This is a genomic window from Dyadobacter sp. OTU695, from assembly GCF_038440355.1.
Taxonomy (GTDB): Bacteria; Bacteroidota; Bacteroidia; order Cytophagales; family Spirosomataceae; genus Dyadobacter.
The window spans coordinates 192,681-212,598 of record NZ_JASATN010000004.1 but is presented as its reverse complement, the minus strand read 5'-3'; the positions used below and the strand labels follow the sequence as shown (position 1 = coordinate 212,598).

At 51.7% G+C, this 19,918-nt stretch carries 19 protein-coding genes; 4 read left to right on the top strand and 15 right to left on the bottom strand.

Features of this window, described 5'->3' with window-relative positions; translation table 11 throughout:
• Nucleotides 1-11: 11 nt before the first annotated feature.
• From AAHB90_RS11000 to AAHB90_RS10990, 3 genes are all read left to right on the top strand, one after another.
• Entirely contained in the window at nt 12-662 is a 651-nt protein-coding gene (locus AAHB90_RS11000) for a hypothetical protein (RefSeq protein ID WP_342085078.1), read from the top strand.
• 283 nt (nt 663-945) lie between these two features.
• Nucleotides 946-1,719, top strand: a complete 774-nt coding sequence (locus AAHB90_RS10995) for an NYN domain-containing protein (RefSeq protein WP_342085076.1) — start codon at nt 946-948, stop codon at nt 1,717-1,719.
• A gap of 71 nt (nt 1,720-1,790) precedes the next feature.
• Nucleotides 1,791-2,201, top strand: coding sequence for an ester cyclase (locus AAHB90_RS10990; RefSeq protein ID WP_342085074.1), 411 nt, complete (start codon nt 1,791-1,793; stop codon nt 2,199-2,201).
• Nucleotides 2,202-2,243: 42 nt separating this feature from the next.
• Here AAHB90_RS10990 and AAHB90_RS10985 read toward each other — a convergent pair whose 3' ends face one another.
• From AAHB90_RS10985 to AAHB90_RS10915, 15 genes are all read right to left on the bottom strand, one after another.
• Nucleotides 2,244-3,680, bottom strand: a complete 1,437-nt coding sequence (locus AAHB90_RS10985) for an NADH-quinone oxidoreductase subunit N (protein WP_342085073.1) — start codon at nt 3,678-3,680, stop codon at nt 2,244-2,246.
• Nucleotides 3,670-5,187 (bottom strand): complex I subunit 4 family protein, encoded by a 1,518-nt coding sequence (locus tag AAHB90_RS10980; RefSeq protein ID WP_342085072.1) that lies wholly within the window; start codon nt 5,185-5,187, stop codon nt 3,670-3,672. Before AAHB90_RS10980 ends, AAHB90_RS10985 begins: the two co-directional genes overlap by 11 nt.
• Nucleotides 5,184-7,073 carry an NADH-quinone oxidoreductase subunit L gene (gene nuoL / locus AAHB90_RS10975; protein ID WP_342085071.1) on the bottom strand — a complete coding sequence of 630 codons (1,890 nt, stop codon included), beginning with the start codon at nt 7,071-7,073 and terminating at the stop codon, nt 5,184-5,186. Before nuoL ends, AAHB90_RS10980 begins: the two co-directional genes overlap by 4 nt.
• Before the next feature lie 22 nt (nt 7,074-7,095).
• Nucleotides 7,096-7,407 (bottom strand): NADH-quinone oxidoreductase subunit NuoK, encoded by a 312-nt coding sequence (gene nuoK, locus AAHB90_RS10970; protein ID WP_342085070.1) that lies wholly within the window; start codon nt 7,405-7,407, stop codon nt 7,096-7,098.
• Nucleotides 7,404-7,964: an NADH-quinone oxidoreductase subunit J gene (nuoJ, locus tag AAHB90_RS10965; RefSeq protein ID WP_342085069.1), complete on the bottom strand. Its 561-nt coding sequence runs from the start codon at nt 7,962-7,964 to the stop codon at nt 7,404-7,406. The genes nuoK and nuoJ overlap by 4 nt, the downstream gene beginning before the upstream one ends.
• Nucleotides 7,965-7,967: 3 nt before the next feature.
• Nucleotides 7,968-8,483: an NADH-quinone oxidoreductase subunit NuoI gene (nuoI, locus tag AAHB90_RS10960; protein WP_342085067.1), complete on the bottom strand. Its 516-nt coding sequence runs from the start codon at nt 8,481-8,483 to the stop codon at nt 7,968-7,970.
• A gap of 18 nt (nt 8,484-8,501) precedes the next feature.
• Nucleotides 8,502-9,455, bottom strand: coding sequence for an NADH-quinone oxidoreductase subunit NuoH (gene nuoH / locus AAHB90_RS10955; RefSeq protein WP_342085066.1), 954 nt, complete (start codon nt 9,453-9,455; stop codon nt 8,502-8,504).
• Complete coding sequence (gene nuoG, locus AAHB90_RS10950) at nt 9,452-12,178, bottom strand: NADH-quinone oxidoreductase subunit NuoG (protein ID WP_342085064.1); 2,727 nt, start codon at nt 12,176-12,178, stop codon at nt 9,452-9,454. Before nuoG ends, nuoH begins: the two co-directional genes overlap by 4 nt.
• A complete protein-coding gene (gene nuoF / locus AAHB90_RS10945) occupies nt 12,163-13,431 on the bottom strand; it encodes an NADH-quinone oxidoreductase subunit NuoF (RefSeq protein ID WP_342085063.1) in 1,269 nt (422 codons plus the stop codon). Before nuoF ends, nuoG begins: the two co-directional genes overlap by 16 nt.
• 4 nt (nt 13,432-13,435) lie before the next feature.
• Nucleotides 13,436-13,915 carry an NADH-quinone oxidoreductase subunit NuoE gene (nuoE, locus tag AAHB90_RS10940; RefSeq protein ID WP_342085062.1) on the bottom strand — a complete coding sequence of 160 codons (480 nt, stop codon included), beginning with the start codon at nt 13,913-13,915 and terminating at the stop codon, nt 13,436-13,438.
• 20 nt (nt 13,916-13,935) lie between these two features.
• Nucleotides 13,936-15,693, bottom strand: coding sequence for an NADH-quinone oxidoreductase subunit C/D (gene nuoC, locus AAHB90_RS10935; RefSeq protein WP_342085060.1), 1,758 nt, complete (start codon nt 15,691-15,693; stop codon nt 13,936-13,938).
• A 1-nt stretch (nt 15,694) separates the two neighbouring features.
• Nucleotides 15,695-16,333: an NADH-quinone oxidoreductase subunit NuoB gene (gene nuoB, locus AAHB90_RS10930; protein ID WP_342085058.1), complete on the bottom strand. Its 639-nt coding sequence runs from the start codon at nt 16,331-16,333 to the stop codon at nt 15,695-15,697.
• Complete coding sequence (locus tag AAHB90_RS10925; protein WP_342085056.1) at nt 16,314-16,763, bottom strand: NADH-quinone oxidoreductase subunit A; 450 nt, start codon at nt 16,761-16,763, stop codon at nt 16,314-16,316. Before AAHB90_RS10925 ends, nuoB begins: the two co-directional genes overlap by 20 nt.
• 97 nt (nt 16,764-16,860) lie before the next feature.
• On the bottom strand, nt 16,861-17,292 hold the full coding sequence (locus AAHB90_RS10920; protein WP_342085054.1) for a CBS domain-containing protein: 432 nt from the start codon (nt 17,290-17,292) through the stop codon (nt 16,861-16,863).
• A gap of 162 nt (nt 17,293-17,454) precedes the next feature.
• Nucleotides 17,455-17,796, bottom strand: a complete 342-nt coding sequence (locus AAHB90_RS10915) for a VOC family protein (RefSeq protein ID WP_342085053.1) — start codon at nt 17,794-17,796, stop codon at nt 17,455-17,457.
• Between the two features lie 312 nt (nt 17,797-18,108).
• On the opposite strand from AAHB90_RS10915, the gene AAHB90_RS10910 reads away from it, so the two are divergent.
• Complete coding sequence (locus tag AAHB90_RS10910; RefSeq protein ID WP_342085052.1) at nt 18,109-19,476, top strand: hypothetical protein; 1,368 nt, start codon at nt 18,109-18,111, stop codon at nt 19,474-19,476.
• The last annotated feature ends 442 nt before the right edge of the window (nt 19,477-19,918 follow it).

The following is a 19,918-nucleotide window of genomic DNA, read 5'->3' as shown; positions in this document are numbered from 1 at the left end:
TTAGTTACAGAATGGGTAAAGAAATAACACCGTCTGATTTCTCCGAAGGGCATCGACGCCCTGAAATGCAAGATCGCGCTGCCTCCCGCACCAGATTCACGTTGGGTGCTCATCACTACCTCATCCACAATGCAACTGTGAGCTGGCTCTCGTTAGTTTTAGTACTGATAACGTGCGCGGCGAACGCCCAGGCCTGGCAGCCGTCCTTTCAAATAGGACTTAGAGCCGAAGCGGCTGCCTGGGGTGAAGATATTTCCCTGAGCAGGTATCTCAGCCGAAATGCCGATTACAACGCCGGCGATCACGGATGCTATTTAAAAATATCGCTTTTCTTTTTCCGGGTAAACGGCTTGGGGGCCGTCGACAGCGTTTATGCGAGGGGAAGCTTGAATGAAGATCTGGTAGCCACCGTTACGGCCAACATTCTGGCAACGCAAGGAAAGTGGAAATTGCCCGAAAAATCCCAGACATCCGACAAATGCTGGTTCATCTTTCCGTTTATTGACCCCGGAAGAGCCAGATCCTGCCAGGGGATGCAGCGCCTAAGCCGCAACGCATTGACAGAACTACTCTTGCTTTATGCAGATGCGGAACCCACGAAAGATCGGCGAGGGCGGGTTATGCTGCCGCCGAATGATTTTCCTCAATTATCCGAAAGGTAAATTTCGCAGCGGTTTTAACCCGCGAATATGCTCCGTAGCCGTGCCGCAAAGCCGCTTGCCGGTATAAATTGTCTATCTTAACTGCAACCATTATCGTAGCTGGTTCCAATAGCCTGATCAGGCCGGCAGCAAAGACATTATTCCTACCGGACGCCGGTGCTGGCCGAATAGAAAACCCGGGGCTGCGCTATCGGGGTGGAAACCATTCCGGTATCGCGCCTAACCGATACGCTGCCCAATGGAATATATTCTGTAAGTTGGGGTTGGAAAATGATTCTAGCCCATGAGTGAAACCAAATTCAACATTGCCGTATTGATCGATGGGGACAATGCGCAGGCCAAATTGATGAAGGAAACTTTGGAAGAAGTTTCAAAGTATGGTAAAGCAACTATCCGGCGCATATACGGCGACTGGACATCGTCCCAAATGAACAGCTGGAAGGAAATTGTCAATCAGCATTCGATTAGCCCCATCCAGAAGTTTTCATACACGACAGGTAAAAACTCAACCGATAGTTCGCTCATCATTGATGCGATGGACATCCTGCACAGCAAAAGCGTTGAGGGCTTTTGCATTGTCTCCAGCGACAGCGATTACACGGGACTAGCCAAGAGAATCAGGGAAGAAGGACTTTTCGTAATGGGTATCGGGCGGAAAACTACACCCATCGCGTTCGTGAATTCCTGCGAGATCTTTACATTCAGCGAAAACCTCGTGGTTGAACTGGACGCGAATGCAGAGGAACCCGAGCCGCTGAAAGTCGACGTCACCCCGAAAGAAATCGTTAAAAAAGAGCCTAGAAAGCAGGATACCAAACGCAAGTATCCCAAAATTGATACAAGCATTATCGACAAGGCATTCGAAATATCTGCCAACGAGGAAGAAGAAGCATTTATCTCCAAAATAGGATCCTCACTCCGAAAAATTGACCCCAGCTTCGATGCCCGCACCTACGGATTTAAAACATTGACCCAGCTGTTTAAGAGTCTGGACAAATATAAAATCGTCAAAAATGATGTAAATGGCCTGAACCACCCGCTAGTAAGGTTGAAATAACAGATAAGCAGTAAAACAATCATTTACAGTGCTTTACAACAGTAAAAACACCTCAACTAAACTACTGCGTCATGCGTGATATTACATCTACTGTGCTATACCAATGGTTTGAGCAGGTCTGGAATCAAAATAGTGAGGACGCTATCGGCAGACTGATGACCCAAACTGCCGATTTTCAAGGCATTGAAACCGAAGGCAATTTAAAAGGAGCTCCTGGTTTCAAGCTCTTTTTCAGGGCCTTCAAAGCTCAATTTGATCCTGTCAGGATCACCGTAGAAGACGTTGTTTCGCAGGACGACATGGAGGCGGCCAGAACCGTCATTACAGCCACTCATGTCGCCACAAATAAAATTGTGGTCGTTCCCGGCATCTGTATGATCAAGGTAGATAACGGGAAAATCGCTCAGGCCTGGAACAGTTATGATTTCTTGTCCATGCATGAGCAGTTGGGAAAAAAATTGGTTGACGCCGATTCAAATTGATTTCCCTCCATCTCTGATTACAGTCAGCAGTGGGACCTTTAGTTACTTCAACCGAAGCCCCTGAACAACACCAATCACGCCATCGGGATAAACTCCCAGCCAGATCAGCGCGAATGTTAGGATGGAAAGAACGGCCAAGCTGATCCCGAGGAAAACGGGATACCTGGCCGGCGGTTCGGGCAGCAAATCGCGGGTTCCGGCGAACATGATCGTAATGACCCGGAGGTAGTAGTATAGTCCGACGACACTGCTCAGCACCAGTACGAGAGCCAGTAGCCAGAGTCCCTGGCCGATACCGGTAGTCAGCACATAAAATTTACCGGTAAAACCCGCTGTGAGCGGTATGCCCGCCAGCGAAAACATTGCTACACTTAGGATACAGGCCAGCGCCGGATGCTTCCAGAACAATGCGCTATAATGTTCCAGCTCCTCCGCATCCGATTCCGCACGTGAGAGGATCGTAATGACCCCAAATGCAGCGAAAGTCGTAATGAAATAAGTCAGCAGATAAAAACTGACCGCCTGCGGCACGACATTGCTTCCCGGAATAAACGCTACGAGCAGATACCCCAGGTGTGCAATAGAAGAATACGCAAGAAGCCGCTTGATATTTGTTTGCCTCAATGCAAGCAGGTTACCGGCAACCATGGAGGCAATGGCGATGGCGATCATCACGGTCTGTAACTGTTCGGACCGGAAACCGTCGATAGCCACAAAAAACCGCAGGAGTGCAGCCACTACCCCGCCCTTCGAGGCGGTGGCGATGAATGCGGTAACAGGTACAGGCGCCCCCTGGTACACGTCGGCCGTCCACATATGAAAAGGGACGACTGCCAGCTTAAAACCCAACCCCACGAGCATAAAGCCCAATCCGGTAAGCAGTAATGGCGGCACGCTGGCTGCTGTGATCACATGGGCCATTCCCGCAAACGACACGGTACCCGTTTGTAAATACACCAGGGCCATTCCAAAAAGCAGGAATGCGGACGAAAATGCGGCCAGAACAAGATATTTGATGCCGGCCTCGATGCTATGGTTCCGCGTCCGCAGGTAGGCGATGAGTGCGTAAAGACCTACCGTAAGGATTTCGAGCCCCAGGAAAGCCGACACAAAATGACTGCTCACCGCCAGCACGCACGCGCCCAGCGTACACAGGAAAAGCAGAACATAATATTCTCTGGGCCCTTCCTCTTTTTCCTGAAAGTAAATGTAGGAAAACACGTTGACGGCCAATCCTGAAAAAATGATCAGACCGATCATAAAAGCGCCAAAGCTATCGATCATTAACAGCGAACCTACCTGATACGGGAGCATTTCGCGGATATTCAGCAAGGAAGCAAATGCTATGACAAAGAGTAAAAGACTCACTAGCTGAATGATGCGGTGGCTCAGCCGCGCTACAATCAGCAACATCACCAGGACAGATGCACCTGCCAGCACCAAGAGCGGCATCAGCGCGTAAAAATCATTATTTGACATAAGACTCATGATCTGGGACTGCACTTTGAACATCCATAAACCGGATAAGCTCTGTAATGGCGGGTTTGGCGGTATCGATCACCGGTTGCGGAAATAATCCCAGCCAAATCACCGAAACCGTGAGTGCCGCCATAATCAGCATTTCCCTGACAGAAAAATCGGAGACTGCTTCCATGGTCTTCCGCGGCCCCAGGAATATCTTTCCGACAATCCGGAGCGAGTACACGGCCGAAAATATCAGTCCGGTCGCTGCGACTGCGGTGATCCAGGGCTCGGCCTGAAAAACACCGAGCAGGATCAGGAATTCGGCCACAAAATTCCCCAGACCCGGTAATCCGAGCGACGCCATCGCAAAGACCAATCCGATGGTACCCATTTGAGGCATAGGCCCCCAGAGCCCGCCCATTTGTTCGATGTTGCGCGTGTGCAGCCTTTCCTTGATCATCCCGGCCAATAAAAACAAGGCGCCCGTACTTAGCGCGTGGGTAACCAACTGCATGACAACCCCTTGCAGTGCCAGCTCATTCAATGCAAAAATGCCGGTAATCACAAAACCCATATGGCTGACGCTCGTAAATGCTACCAGCCTTTTCAAATCCGTTTGCGAATAGGCCATTACTGCCCCGTAAATGATGCCAGCCACACCCAGCACCATGGCCGGAACCGCCACATCCGTTACAACTTCCGGGAACATCGGTACGACAAAACGCAGCATACCATACGCCCCCGTTTTGAGAAGCAATCCGGCCAGAATGAGACTTCCGGCGGTAGGCGCTTCCCCATGCGCATCGGGCAGCCAGGTATGAAATGGAAAGACAGGCAGCTTGACGGCAAAGGCGATCATGAAGCCGGACATCAGCCAGAAAGCGGTTTTAAAAGGGATCACCGTACCGACCAGTTCAAAATATCCGAATGTGTAAACACCCGTGTCGCGACCGTGGATAAAATACAAGCCCAATATGGCCAGGAACATCAGCAAGCCGCTCGCCTGCGTGAAGATGAAGAACTTATATGCCGCATACACCCTGTTTTCACTTCCCCAAATACCGATCAGGAAATACATCGGGATGAGCATTACCTCCCAGAAAAAGTAAAACAGGAACAGGTCCATCGCCATAAAGACGCCGGCAACTCCGGCCAGGATCCAGAGCAGGTTGAAATAATAGAAACCGGTCCTCTCCCGTATTTCATTCCAGGAACAGAGCACGGCCAGGATCCCCAGAAAAAATGTCAATGCCAGCAAAAGTAAACTCAGCCCGTCGACAGCCAGGTGAAAGGTAATACCAAAGGATGGTATCCAGGTTTTGCGGAAACCCATTAGCCATTGCCCATCCGTCACCGGGTGGCTGGACGCCGAAGTATCAGCCCAAATGGATATGACCAGCAACGACCCGACTATGCAGGCCGTCAAAGCGATCCAGCGTGGTAAGTTCCTGCTCCATTCTCCGGCGACGATTGCCGCAACAGCCCCAACCATTAAAACCGTGATCAAAAGAACCAGCATCATAGCATTATCTGAATACCCAGGATGAGAATTGCGCCAACCACCAGACCCATGATATACCACCGGAGCGACCCGGATTGCGTTTTTGAAAGCAGCTTGTACATTTCACCGGTCATAGCCGCTATGCCGGTATACAGCTTGTCGGTAATGTCCGATTTATTGATTTTTGAGATAAAAATAAATGGCTTGACAAGCACGCTGTCGTACAGTGCGTCGAAAGCCCAGCCCGAAAACCAGAAGCGGTAAAGACCCACCAGCAGGCCATTCCGGCGAAGGCGCTCGATTCGTGCCGGTTTCTCGTAGTAGTAATAGTAGCCAAGAAATATGCCGCCCAGGGTGGCCAAAGCCGCCAGAAGCTGAAACAACCATTCAGAAGGGACATTTTCCCGCATTATTGTCTGGGGCAAAACCGGATGCAAAAAGTCTGAAAAGAGCGTAAAATGCCCGAAATTATGGGGTAGCTCGATAAATCCGGCGAGAACCGAAAACACTGCGAGTACCACTAATGGCATAGTCATCCGTTTGCCGGGCTGATGGCCGATCGGCGTATGCGATTCGCCCCAGAATGTCAGGATCATCATGCGCGTGGTGTATGCGGCGGTAATCAATGCACCCGACAAAGCTATGGCCCATAATAACGGACTACCGCCATCAGCTGCCCAGGAGTACCAGAGTATCTGGTCTTTGCTGTAAAACCCTGCGCTGACGAGCGGCACTGCGGCAAGGGATATCGCTCCCGCCAGAAAGGTCCAGAAGACAACAGGCATTTTATCTTTCAGCCCTCCCATTTTAAACATATTGTGCTCGTGATGAAGGGATTCAATAATAGCACCCGCAGCAAGGAAAAGTAATGCTTTAAAAAATGCATGGATCATAAAATGGAACACCGCCGCCGTCCAGGCCCCTACGCCGAGCGCCAGGAACATATAGCCAATCTGGCTGATCGTCGAATAGGCCAGCACACGTTTGATATCGTATTGGGTAAGGGCCGTCAACCCGGCGAGCAGCAGGGTGGCCGCGCCGATGACGGCGATCACAAGCCGGGCGGTTTCAGAAAGCGCGAAGATCGCATGCATGCGCGCTATCAGGTACACGCCCGCAGTCACCATCGTAGCCGCGTGGATCAGCGCGCTCACGGGGGAAGGTCCTGCCATGGCATCCGGCAGCCAGGTTTGCAACGGTAGCTGCGCCGATTTGCCGAGACCACCGGTCAAAAGCAGCAGGGCTGTCACGGTAACAATTGTGGTATTGGGCTGCCAGATCACCGAGGCATTAGCCTGTATGTCGGAGATGACCAAAGTACCTGCCTGTTGGAACACCATAAACAACCCGATAGCCATCGCTGCATCGCCGATCCGGGTGACCGTGAATGCTTTACGGGCGGCAGTACCATTGGCAGGTTGTTCGTACCAAAAGCCGATCAGCAGGTAGCTGCACAATCCTACTCCTTCCCAACCCAGGTACATCAGCAAAAGATTGTCGGCCATTACCAGCGTCAGCATGGAGAGCACAAAGAGGTTCATACTAGCGAAAAAGCGTGCATAGTCCCGGTCCGCCTCCATAAAAGCCGTGGAATAGATATGGATCAGCGCGCCGATGAATGTGATTACAAATACAAAAATCAATGAAAGGACGTCGAGCGTGAGGGTGATCTTCGCATTAAACGCGCCCACCTCGAACCACGTCCACAAAGTTTGTGTGTATACAGCGTTTTCGGGCATGCCCGACAGCAATGCGCCGCCGACTGCAAAAGTGACCAGCGCGGAAAGGCAGACGCTGCCCGCCCCGACAGTCGCCACCGATTTTCTCCCAAGATGGTTTCCTGCTAATGCCAGGATTAGAAATCCGGCGAGCGGAAGGGCCGGTATGAGCCACAGATACTTGTCCATGCGCTTTCAGTTTGCGGGTTGCTTACCCATTCATTTCTTTCAGATTATCTATATCCAGCGATTTATGCTGGTGATAGATTTGCAGGATCAACGCCAGGCCGATGGAAACCTCCGCGGCAGCCATCGCCAGAATAAAAACGAACATGACCTGCCCGTCGGGTTGGCCCCAACGCGAGCCTGCGGCCACAAATGCCAGACCGGACGCATTGAGCATGATCTCGACCGACAACAACATGAAAATGATATTCTTACGGATGATTACCCCGACGATCCCCAACGCAAACAGAAGACCAGCCAGCAATACCACCACTTCGACGGACACGGATGATTTCATAGCACCATTTCTTCATGTTTCTCTTCTTCCCTCTCGTTTTCTTCCTTCAAAAACCGGTGTAGTACCAGTCTTTTATGGCGACCGATATGCGCAGCCCCCACCACGGCGGCCATGAGCAGCATTGCCGCCAGCTCAACGCCAATCAGATATTCCCGGAACAGTGAAACAGCCACCTCGCGCGGACTGACCGTGGCCGGGCTGTACGTACTTTGCTCCGACGATAAAACGAGTACCAGAAATTCGGCAAACAGAATCCCAGCGAGTAATGAAGGCCCTACCCACACCTTGGCTTTCAACCACTTACGTTCCTGCTCAGCCGTCTCCTTTCCCAGATTCAGAAGCATCACTACGAAAATGAAAAGCACCATGATCGCCCCGGCGTAAATGATGATTTCCAACAGCGCCGCAAATGACGCGCCAAGCAGGTAAAAAAGCAGGGCGTGCGCCAGCAGCGATACATTCAGGTACAGCAGCGCATGGACGGGATTGTGCCGCGTGATAACCATTAAAGTGGCAACAATGGCGACGGTACCAGCGATGTAAAAGGCGATTTCCATGGTTTACGGGATTAAACTGCGGATATCCACAGGCGGTTCTTCATTTGCTCCTTCGCCTTTTCCCTTCACGCCCGCAGCGAGGCCAGCTACTTTATAATAATTATAACCCGGGTATTTCCCCTGGCTGTCGATCAACAGGTCCTCTTTTTCATACACCAGATTCTGCCGGTTGTATTCACCCATTTCAAAATCAGGCGTGAGCTGGATCGCGTAGGTTGGACATGCTTCCTCACAGTACCCGCAGAAAATGCATCTCGAAAAATTAATCCTGAAAAAGGAGGGATACCTTCTCCCGTTTTCATCCTCGGTGGCCTGCAGGGAAATACAGTCGACCGGGCAGGCGGCGGCGCAGAGGTAACAGCCTACACAGCGCTCGCCCCCGTCGGGATCACGCGTGAGCACAATGCGGCCCCGCCAGCGCGGGTGCGGCACTATTTTTTCTTCGGGGTACTGGATAGTCTCGCGCTTCCTGAACATGTGCAGGAAAGTGAGGCCGATCGATCTGAGTAAGCTGATCATGACGCATTGGGTTAATGGTTAGTCTTTCAGCAATGTAAATGCACCGGTTATGAGCAGGTTGAGCAGGGCAATGGGCAGGATGATTTTCCAGCCATATTCCATCAGCTGGTCGTACCGTGGGCGTGGAAGCGAAGCGCGCAGCAGAATAAAGAAAATGATAAAAACGAATGTTTTGAGCGTGAACCATACCACTGGAGGCAATACCGGCCCCAGCCATCCACCAAAGAAAATGGTGACCACCATCGCCGAGATCAGGATGATACCGAGGTATTCTCCGATAAAGAACATCCCGAACTTCATACCCGAGTACTCGGAGTGAAAGCCGGCCACGAGCTCGCTTTCCGCTTCGGGAATGTCAAAAGGCAGCCTGTGCGTTTCGGCTATTCCGGCTGTCAGAAAAAGTACAAAAGCCACCGGCTGCGTCACCACAAACCAGAAGTCCTTTTGCGCCATCACAATGTCCGTCAGCCGGAATGAACCCGAAAGCATCACCACACCCATCAGAGAAAGTCCCATAAAAACTTCGTAGCTGATCATCTGCGAAGCGCCACGCAAGGCGCCCAGCAGTGAATATTTGTTATTCGAAGCCCAACCGCCGAGTACAATGCTGTACACGCCCAGTGACGACATCGCAAGGAAGAACAGCAATCCAATGTCCAGATCAGCCACCAATATATCCGGTGCAAACGGTACCACGACAAAACTCAGCAGTACTGACGCTGCAACAATGGCAGGTGCGAAAATGAAAATGGCTTTCTCGGCAAACGGCGGTATCCAGTCTTCTTTAAAAAACAACTTGATCGTGTCGGCGACAACGATGAACAAACCAAATGGCCCCGCCCGGTTCGGTCCGTAGCGGTCCTGCCATAGCGCCAGCATCCGGCGTTCCAGCCAGATCAGCCAGGCCGCGATCGTCGTCAGCGTAAAGAGGATGATGACGATCGTCAATGTATATTTCAAAATCTCATTCATACCATTGCTTTGGTTAGGACGCCTTTCGCAGGCCATGCGATGCCCGACATCGAGGGCAGATTGTACGCTATCCCTGCCAGACCTTCGGGAAGTTCGTCTTTCCTGACAACGGTAAGATCGTACACCTGACCGCCTATCTGTACCAGCAAAACATCGCCCTCGGCCGCGCCAAGCTGCTCGGCGTCAAGGGCGTTCAGGGCAATGAACGGGCGAGGCGCACGGCTTTCCACCGACGCCGAACGCACGCTGAGCTCATCGGAACCAAAAATGTGTGGTAATGGCACCAGTGTCATCTCATTCGGCGAGCGTTTAAATGCCGGCGGAGCAGGACTTTGAAAGCCGTTCTCAAAATGCAGGCCTTCGCCCGACAACCGCACACCCGGATCCCCACCGCGTAACGATCCGCCGGTTTCGCTCTGGTATTTATGGACCGACTGGCCTGAATTCCATCCTGGCGACCAGTAAAATGGTATCAGTGGTGCCGGCGGCATGCCGCGATACCCCTCCATGGTAAAGGACAGGGGCGAATCTACATCTTCCGGTGGCTTGGGTTCGCTTACGGCCACATTGGAGAGTATTGCTGTCCGGCCGCTGAACCGGTGCGGTTCCCTTGGGATACGCTGCCCGTTGATCCGGAAATCGGATGGCGGCGCAGCGCTTTCAATTCCTTTAAATTGCGGCATTGCGGCAACAAGCTCTTCGAGCAGGTTATCCAGTTCGCGCAGCTCATCAGGCTTCGAACCTTCCTGAAATTGCCGCAGCTCATCGAGCCACCGCCAGCTTTCCCGGATGTGTTCGTTTTTAGGCATAAAAACCTGAAAAAACCGCTGCGCACGCAGCTCATTATTGACGAGCGTTCCTTCTCCTTCCGCAAAGGTGGCGGCCGGGATCAGGACGGTTGCTGCGCGGGTCGTGTCGTTTTGGAGGTGATCCAGTACAATGATGTTTCTAAATCCGCTTAGAAAACGGTCGATCTCAGATCGTTCCGCCCGGCGGTATAAATCATTCTCCAAAATAACCGCCGTCGCGAATCCGCCGGTTTCCGCAGCGCTCATGGCCACGGTGAGCGACGGCGCCTGCATCATCGCAAGCCCGGCCGAATTGCATTCGGGAAGTACAAAAAACAGCCCGGCTTTCTTTTCATCTTGTTCCAGGGCCCGTCCAATCTGATACGCGGCCTGGATGATATCTTCATTCAAAAGCGTCGTTCCCGACACAATCAATGGTCTTTCCGCTTTTTGAAGTAGTTCAGCAATGCGCCTGGCCGATTCCAGCGTTTGGGTATCCATGCCTTCGGGCTTGGACATCCCGGCTACATTGTCAGCGAGATAATGGGCAATGGCCAAACCGAAACGGGCAATATCTTCCGGTGCCGCGTGAAGCGTACCGGACGCCAGTTCGTCTAGTTTGGTGTGAACGGGATAGGCCATAAAAAGCGCTCCCTTTTCGTCCTGGATCAGCTCCCTGACGGCGGAGTCATGCCAGAGCGGAATGTTCGATCCGGCGGTGTCTTCTAATGGTTGGGTACGTACCGCCTGCCGCAATGCTAATGCAAGCCTTGGTGCCGAATTGGTCGGGTCTTCACCCAGTACCAGCACCACATCCGCAGATTCTGTTTCTTTTAACGATGGCGTATACACGTGGCCACTGTGCTGTATCGCTAATACTTTGTCGAGCAGCCGCGCTTCGTTTTCGGGAATGCCCTGGTAAAATTGTTCTTTCCCTACAAGGCGCCGCAATGCGAAATTAGCCTCCAATGAAGCCCTCGGCGACCCAACACCGATCATCCGGCCTTCTCCCAAAATGGCTTTCAGGCTTTCGAACAGGTTCGGCCCTTCGTTTTCTGTACGAACGACAAGTTGCCTGACCCGTTCGGGATCGTTCACAAACTCATAGCCGTATCGGCCCCGGTCGCAAATGAAATAGCCGTTTACAGCCCCATTGAACCGGTTGGTAATTTGCCGTAGTGCCCCGTACCGCTCGCCCGCGATGATGTTACAACCCAGACTGCAATGCTGACAAATCGAAGGAGCCATGGTCATATCCCATTTCCGGGTATAATGCTCTCTCAGGGACTTGTCAGTAAAAACGCCTGTCGGACAAACCTCGGCCAGGTTTCCACTGAATTCGTTTTCAAGAATACCGTCCTTTTCCCTGCCAAAATACACATGGTTATGGGCCGCGAATACATCCAGGTCTTTTCCTCCTGCATAATCCTTATAAAACCGCACGCACCGGTAACACTGAATGCAACGGTTCATTTCATGGTGCAGAAACGGCCCCAGGTACTGGTTTTGATAAGTTCTTTTAGGATACCTGAAACGACGGTAAGCATGGCCAGTCATGACGGTCATGTCCTGTAAATGGCAAGAACCGCCCTCGTCACATACCGCGCAGTCGTGCGGGTGGTTGCTCATCAGCCATTCGATATTCTGCGAACGGAAATCGCGCGCGGTGGGGTCATTCACGGACAGATACATATTATCCCGTACGCCCTCCATACAGGCCATCGCCAACCGGCCCGTCTTGTCATTTTCGTCCTTAAAAAGCTTGACGGCGCATTGGCGGCATGCTCCTACGGATCCCATCGCGGGATGCCAGCAAAAATAAGGCAGATCGAGCCCGAGCGCGAGGCATGTTTCGAGCAGGTTTTTACCCGGCTTTACGTCGTAAGGCTTTTGATCGATGTAAATGCGTACCATGATATTTACCGCCAGGGGCATTTTTTTTGATCGATATGTCTTTCAAAATCCTCTCTGAAATATTTCAGCGCACTTTGCAGCGGCTCCATCGCACCGGGTGCGAGCGCACAGAACGTGTTGCCCGGACCTAAAAACCGGGTATGCATTTCGAGCAGGTTCAAGTCCTCCGGCTTACCCTCGCCACGTTCGATGGAAAGGAGTATTTTCTCCGTCCAAGGCAGCCCTTCACGACAGGGGGTGCACCATCCGCATGATTCCTGCGCAAAGAAATGTTCGAGATTATGGACAAATCCCACGGGGCATGTATGGTCATCGAGGATGATCATCGTACCCGTGCCGAGCCGGCTGCCGGCAGCGGCAACGGATTTGTAGTCGAGGTTAATATCCATATGTTCCTTCACCAGAAAGTCCGTGGACGCGCCTCCGGGTAATGCCCCTCTGAAACCGTATCCGTTGGCCATGCCACCCGCATGGTCCTCGATCAATTCCCGCATAGAAACACCCATCGGCAGTTCCCACAGGCCGGGTCTTTTGACCCTTCCGCTGACGCCGTAAATTTTCGTCCCGGCATCGTTCCCTTTTCCCAGGCCTTTGAACCAATCGGGCCCATTATTAATAATGTGCGGGATATTGCAAAGGGTTTCGACATTGTTGACAATCGTAGGCTTGCCAAACAGCCCGCTCACCTGCGGGAAAGGTGGTTTAGCCCTCGGCGTAGCCCTTTTTCCCTCCAATGCATTGAGCAGAGCGGTTTCCTCGCCGCAGATGTAGCGCCCAACGCCCGTATGCAGGTACATTTCCAGATTGTAGCCCGTTCCCAGGATGTTTTTCCCAAGATAACCCGCTGCATAGGCCTCCTCGATGGCGTGGCTGAGCAGCCTGCCCGCCTTTTTGTAGGCCCACCGCAGGAATATGTACGAAATGTTGGCCTGAATCGCGAACGCCGAGATAATCATGCCCTCGATCAGCTGATGCGGGTTGCCCTCCATCAGCATACGGTCTTTGAATGTTCCCGGCTCCATTTCATCGGCATTCGCAATCAGGTACTTGACCGGGTGATGGCCGTTCATCGGAACGAAGCTCCATTTCATACCTGTGTTGAAACCTGCTCCTCCCCTGCCCTTCAGATCCGACGCCTGCACGATGTTCGTGATGTTTTCGGGCGACAGCGATAGCGCCTTCCGCAACGCCTGATACCCCCCGTTTTTTTCATAATCGCGGAGATTATAGCAGGGCCGGTCGAAGCTGATATGCTGGGTAAGGGGCGTTTCCATATCGTCAGTGATATCTGTCCAGTATTTCGTCCAGGTCGTTTTCCGTCACGTCGCGGAAGAGCTCGTTGTTGATCATCAGCGCAGGCGCGTGGTCACACGTACCCAGGCATGCATTAGGCAGGAGCGTAAACCGTCCGTCGGGGGTCGTTTGCCCGAAAGCAATGCCCAGCCGCTCGCGGATCTGCCCGTATATCTTTTCGTACCCCATTACATAACAACTGATGCTGTCGCATAAAAGGATCACATTTCTTCCGACCGGTCTTCTGAAAACGAGGTTATAAAAAGTAGCCACGCTATCCAGCTCTTCCGGCGATATTTCGAGGTAACCGGCGATCGCCTGCAAGCTGTCGTCGGAAATCCAGCCGCGGTGTTGCTGCACGATTTTCAGCGCTTCGATAGCCGCCGCCCGGCGAACCGGGACCAGCGCGATCTCATGGTCAATCTCCGCCATTTCTTCGGTTGTGAGTGTCTCCTGGGCGATCATGGCAAAGGTTTTTTTGTTGATTATCGGTCTATATCAGCCAAAACATAATCGATACTGCCGAGAATGGACAGCAAATCGGCCACCGTGTAACCCTTACTGATATACGGAAGCATTTGCATATGCGGGAACGACGGGGTCCGGATCCTTACCCGGTATGCCGACGTGTTCCCGTCGCTCGTCAGGTAATAACTGTTAGCGCCTTTTGTCGCCTCGATACAGCTCATTGCCTCGCCGGCGGGAATCACCGGGCCCCAGCTTACATTGAGAAAATGGGTAATAAGCGTCTCGATGTCCTGCATCGTATTCTTCTTGATCGGCGGCGTCGTAAGCGGGTGGTCGGATTTGTATGGCCCCTCCGGCATGTTGTTCAGGCATTGCTCGATAATTCTCAGGCTCTGGCGCATTTCTTCCACCCGCACGAGCGCGCGGTCAAAACAATCGCCGTTTTGCATCGTTGGAATCTCGAAATCAAAGTTTTCATAGCCGGAATAGGGTTGTTTTTTCCTAAAATCCCATTCAAACCCGCATGCCCGCAAGCCCGGCCCCGTTACGCCCCATTCTATCGCTTCTTCGAGTGTGTATATGCCAATGCCAACGGTTCGCGCCTGAAAAATGCTGTTGCGGATCACCATCTGGTCGTATTCACGGAGCCGTTTGGGAAAATAATTGACAAAATCCCGCACCAGCTTGTCCCACCCTGTAGGCAGGTCCTGGGCTACGCCGCCAATACGGAACCAGTTGGGGTGCATTCTTGCTCCGCAAATGGCTTCGATAATGTCGAATATCTTTTCGCGGTCGGTAAACATGTAGAATACCGGCGAGAGTTGTCCCAGATCCTGGGCAAATGTGCCATACCATACCAAATGGCTGGCAATACGAAAAAGCTCGCATAGCATCACCCGTATCACTTCCACTCGCGGCGGTACCCGGATGCCCGCCAGCTTTTCCACTGCGAGCAGATAAGCCAGGTTGTTCATTACGCCACCCAGGTAATCCACCCGGTCGGTATAGGGTATGTAGGTGTGCCACGACTGTCTTTCACCCATTTTCTCAGCCCCGCGATGGTGGAAACCAATGTCGGGTACAGCATCGACGATATCTTCCCCGTCGAGCTGCAAAATGATACGAAGCACGCCGTGTGTGCCGGGGTGCTGCGGCCCCAGGTTGAGGAACATAAAGTCCGCATCGTCGCTGTGCCTTTTGAGGCCCCATTCTTCGGGATCGAACTGCAATGCTTCCTGCTCCCGGTCCTGTTTTTCGTCCCAAAGCCGGAAGGGTCCCATTTCGGTCGCCCGTGCGGGATGCTCTTTTCTTAAGGGGTGCCCGGTCCAGGTTAACGGCATCAATATACGCCGAAGGTGCGGATGGCCTTCAAACCGGATTCCGAACATATCGAAGACCTCCCTTTCATACCAATTTGCATTTTCCCAAAGGGAGCAAATGGATGGTAGGGACGGATATTCTCCGTGCAATGATACTTTAATGCGAATAAACCGGTTGCGGCCGAACGAAAGCAAATGGTAGATAACCGTAAAATCCGGTGGTACAGACCCGTTCAACGCCGCTTTTGCCCTGCTGCGCTCATCAATGGCGCTGAGGTCAAAGAGCATGCTGTACGGACTGGCTACTTTCGTTTTCAAGTGCGTCAGTAAGGGCACTATCTGTTCTTTCCTGACGAGCAGCGTGGTTACTCCGTCTATATGAACCTGTATTTTAAAAGCTGTGTCGCCCAATGCGGCCCTCAGCTCATCTTCGAGACCGGAATCTATATCTTCCATGTCAAACAGTGTCAGGCGTACGAAAATCAACGACCTTTTTCCTCTCCTCTCTCTTTTCAACTCGCATTACAGGCTTTTCGGGCCTGATAACGCCCTGGGGACCAATAGCCCAGCTTAACGGCCTCTGTTCCTTCCCTACCGATTCGGACAAGAGCATCAACCCTTGCATAAACGCGTCCGGACGCGGCGGGCAGCCGGGTACATACACATCCACGGGAAGAAATTTATCGACACCCTGTACTACACTGTAGATATCGTACATTCCCCCCGAATTGGCGCATGAACCCATTGAAATAACCCATTTTGGTTCCATCATCTGCTCGTGGAGCCTTTTAATGATCGGCGCCATTTTCACGAAAACAGTGCCCGCGATCACCATCACATCGGCCTCCCGGGGCGTGCCCCGGATCACCTCTGCCCCAAATCTTGCCACATCGTATTTGCTCGTCAGGCTGGTGGCCATCTCCACAAAACAGCAGGAGAGCCCAAAATGGAACGGCCACATGGAATTCCGACGTCCCCACGCAAGCAGATCCTGGACGGTCGTGAGCATGACGCTCTGCCCGACCGCTTCTTCGAATGAACCCGTTCCCTGCATCGCTGCCGTAGGATCGGATGGTTTACTTAGCCACCAGTTCATGGTATGCTTGCCCTTTGGGCAGTTTACGGTAAGCTTTGAGGATTTTCTTTCCGTCGGGCCCGAAATTCAATGCGCCGATACTCCATTCGTAGATCAGCACAGCAAACAGTAACCCTATAAAAACACAAATGCCGAGGTACCCTGGCCACCCGAGTTCGCGGAATGCCAGAGCCCACAGCACGATAAATACCACCTCGATATCAAATATGACAAACATCATCGCGATCAGGTAAAACTGCGCAGAAAACCGCAGCCTCGCCGAGCCCGTTTCGAGTATCCCCGATTCGTAGGGCTGATCGGACGCCGCTGTGCGGTGACGTTGACCGAGAAAGTAAGAAAGCGAAATAATCAGTGTCAATAATGCAAAAACCAGTAAAGTATATAGCCAAAACGGCCATCCTGGCGTGCCAGACGCATTTAAACGATCCATAAGAAATCCAATTTAGAAAACGGGAACAGCAACAAAACTGTATTCTCTCAGATTGGCGTGAATAAAATGGGTAAGATGATGGAAGTGAAGAAAATGCTCAGATGCCCGTAATGTAATGTTTCAGGTTGTCAATAACGTACTCCTGATCTTCGATGATGAACTTTACCACGTCTCCAATGGAAATGATACCTGTGAGTTTTTCGTCGTCGATAACAGGAAGATGCCTGATAAATTTGTCGGTCATGCAAGCCATGCAGTCTTCAATAGATGTATCCGAAGATACCGTAAGGGGATTACTTGTCATGATTTCCCCCACCAATAAATCTTTAGAGGCCTTACCTCTCAGGATAACTTTTCGTGCGTAATCCCTTTCTGTGAAGATTCCAACGACTTGCTGCCTCTCCATAACCAGCAGCGCGCCGATGTTTTTTTCAGCCATCAGTTCCAGAGCTTCGAAAACAGTATTGTCCGGCCGAATAGACACTGGTCCCGTTTTCTTTGTTTCGAGAATATTTCTGACTTTCCCCATAATTAATTCCTTCCTCCTAACAGATTCAGTGCTAAATATTGGTTAACATAAATATATTTACCAATTCGGTAAAAAGCTAATATTCAAGCATTTTTTTATATTTTTTCTGGATTAAGAAAATGGGTAATGACTAAAATCGGGATGGAGTATTTTGATCTTGCCCTATTCACTCCAAACTGCCAGCACATTGCCATCCGGATCGGCGAAATGGAACCTTCTGCCACCAGGGAAGGAGAAGATATCAACCGTAATGGTGCCCCCGGCGGCGATGACCTTTTCCTTTATGCTTTCCAGCTCTTTGGTGTACAAAACCACCAGCGGGTTGCCGCCTGTCGTTTCCTGAGGATTTTGGTGAAAGCCGCCGGATAGAACACCGTCTTCAAACGCGGTATAATCGTCGCCGTAATCGGTAAAGGTCCAGCCGAAAGCATTGGTGTAAAAAGCTTTGATGACTGAAATGCGCTGACAGTAAAATTCGATGTAGTTGATGGATGTCTGGCTCATGGTTTTTGGAATAATCGTGTTGATACCCTTTTTGCAAATGTATTATAGTCCCGGCCCTGATCAAACAGACTGCTCTGCATTGTTAATTTGCAGCGAAATACCGCCCGATCTATCTGGAAACTTCCAACCTCAGGAACCTTCCATTTTACGAGCGCGCGGGGTTGGTCGAGTACGGGCAACTGGATTTTGGATACACATTATATAATTGCGGGATAATACCGATCAATGCCCGATATTTTTTGCGTTTTTAGGGTATTCGGGGCCGTTTTTAGGCTCTTTAACATATTCCTAAATTCCGCAATCTTAAAATTGATGACAAAGAAACCAACCGAACCCGGCCCCGGGTCGGCAGACTCAACTCCATTGGCCCCAGCCGCGCAAATGCACCCGCTGCTGACCAGACGTAAAATGCTCGGCATAACCGGTATGGCCGGTTTAACGGCTCTGACAGGCTTTACAACCGAAGCAGCTCCGCGAACCGCCCAGGCAAAACCACGCATTGCGTGCCTCGTCACTTATTGGGGCGCTACCAGGTCCCATGCCGACTGGATCATCGCCAAGCTGATGGATGGCTACTGGTGGCAGGGCGCACATACACCTTCCCGGATCGAGATCGTTTCGGTTTACATCCATCAATTTGAAACAAGCTTGCTGGGCCAAAAAGTATGCAAGTCCAAAAACATCCCGATATTCAAGACCGTCGCGGAAGCTGTTACGCTGGGAGGTAAGGAACTGGCTGTGGACGGGGTGGTGATCGTCGGCGAGCACGGCGACTACCCTACCAACCTGAAAGGGCAATGGATGTTGCCACGGTGGTGGATGTACGAAAAGGTGGTCAGGGTTTTCGAGCAGAGCAAGCGCTCGGTGCCAGTCTTTAATGACAAACACCTTTCTTACAGCTGGGATGAAGCCAAATGGATGTTCGATAAATCCCGTGAGCTAAATTTCCCATTGACAGGCGGTTCCTCCATACCTGTCCACTATCGCAAGCCCGACATTGAAATTGACATCGATACACCCATCAAAGCGTCGGTCATGTTGGGAGGCGCTCCGGATGAGGGCGCGCTTTTCCATTGCGTCGATGTGTTACAAGCCTTTGTAGAGCGTCGGAAAGGTGGCGAGACGGGCGTAAAATCGGTACAATGCATACGCGGGCCGGAAACCTGGAAATGGACCGAAAAGAACCCCTGGGCGGACAGGCTCCTTGAATCCGTTCGCGCGAATTTCAATCTGAAACCCGGGCATTTTCAGGAGATCGAAAGACCCAATGTCTGTATCGTCGAGTACAATGACGGGACGAAAGCGGCCATATACAATGCCAGGGATGTCGGCTGGACCTACGCCGCTGAGATCGAAGGACGCAAAGAGGCGACGATCATTTCAATGCTCGAATGGCCGGGACCATTTTCCCAATACCACGCATCCAACTCCCAGCCACACTGGATCGTCGAAACGATGGTCACCAAAAAAGAGCCATTCAATGCCGAGCGCTTGCTTTTGTCAACCGGGATTACCGCATTCAATATGGAATCCAACTGGGAGAACGGCGTCTATTCCCCCGTCGGACGCCGCATTGAAACGCCATTCATGAACATGACCTACCGCTCAACGCGCGGCGCCCAATTCAACAAGGGCGAACGGCCGCCGAATACGCCTTACATGAGAGGCTTTGCTGAATAATTTTGAATGATTGAATGATCCGCCGTGGAACGGGGAATGATTGAATGAGCCGGTCTGGAATGGAATCAGCCGCGATGGCCCGACTGCCCGGTTATGGTTCTATTAGTGCGTAAATGCCGTCAGGCATGTGATATTGGTAGCAAATAATTACAAGGGCGGTCTTGAAAATGCCCTTGGGCATGCAACAACCAGGTATTCGGCTAGCGCTGCTTTGCCGTTGCATCCCTAAAGGGATTTTTAAATGCCTAACCTCCTGGTTGCTACCAATGTGACATCGCTACGCGATTTATTCAGTTGTTAATTATTCAATCATTCCCCTTCCACGGCATAATACGCACCCATTCAACATTATATCATTCAGTCATTGCTCCGGCAACCCAGTCACTCATTCACTCATTCAAAATTCAATCATCGCTCCGGCGACCCGGTTAATCATTCAGTC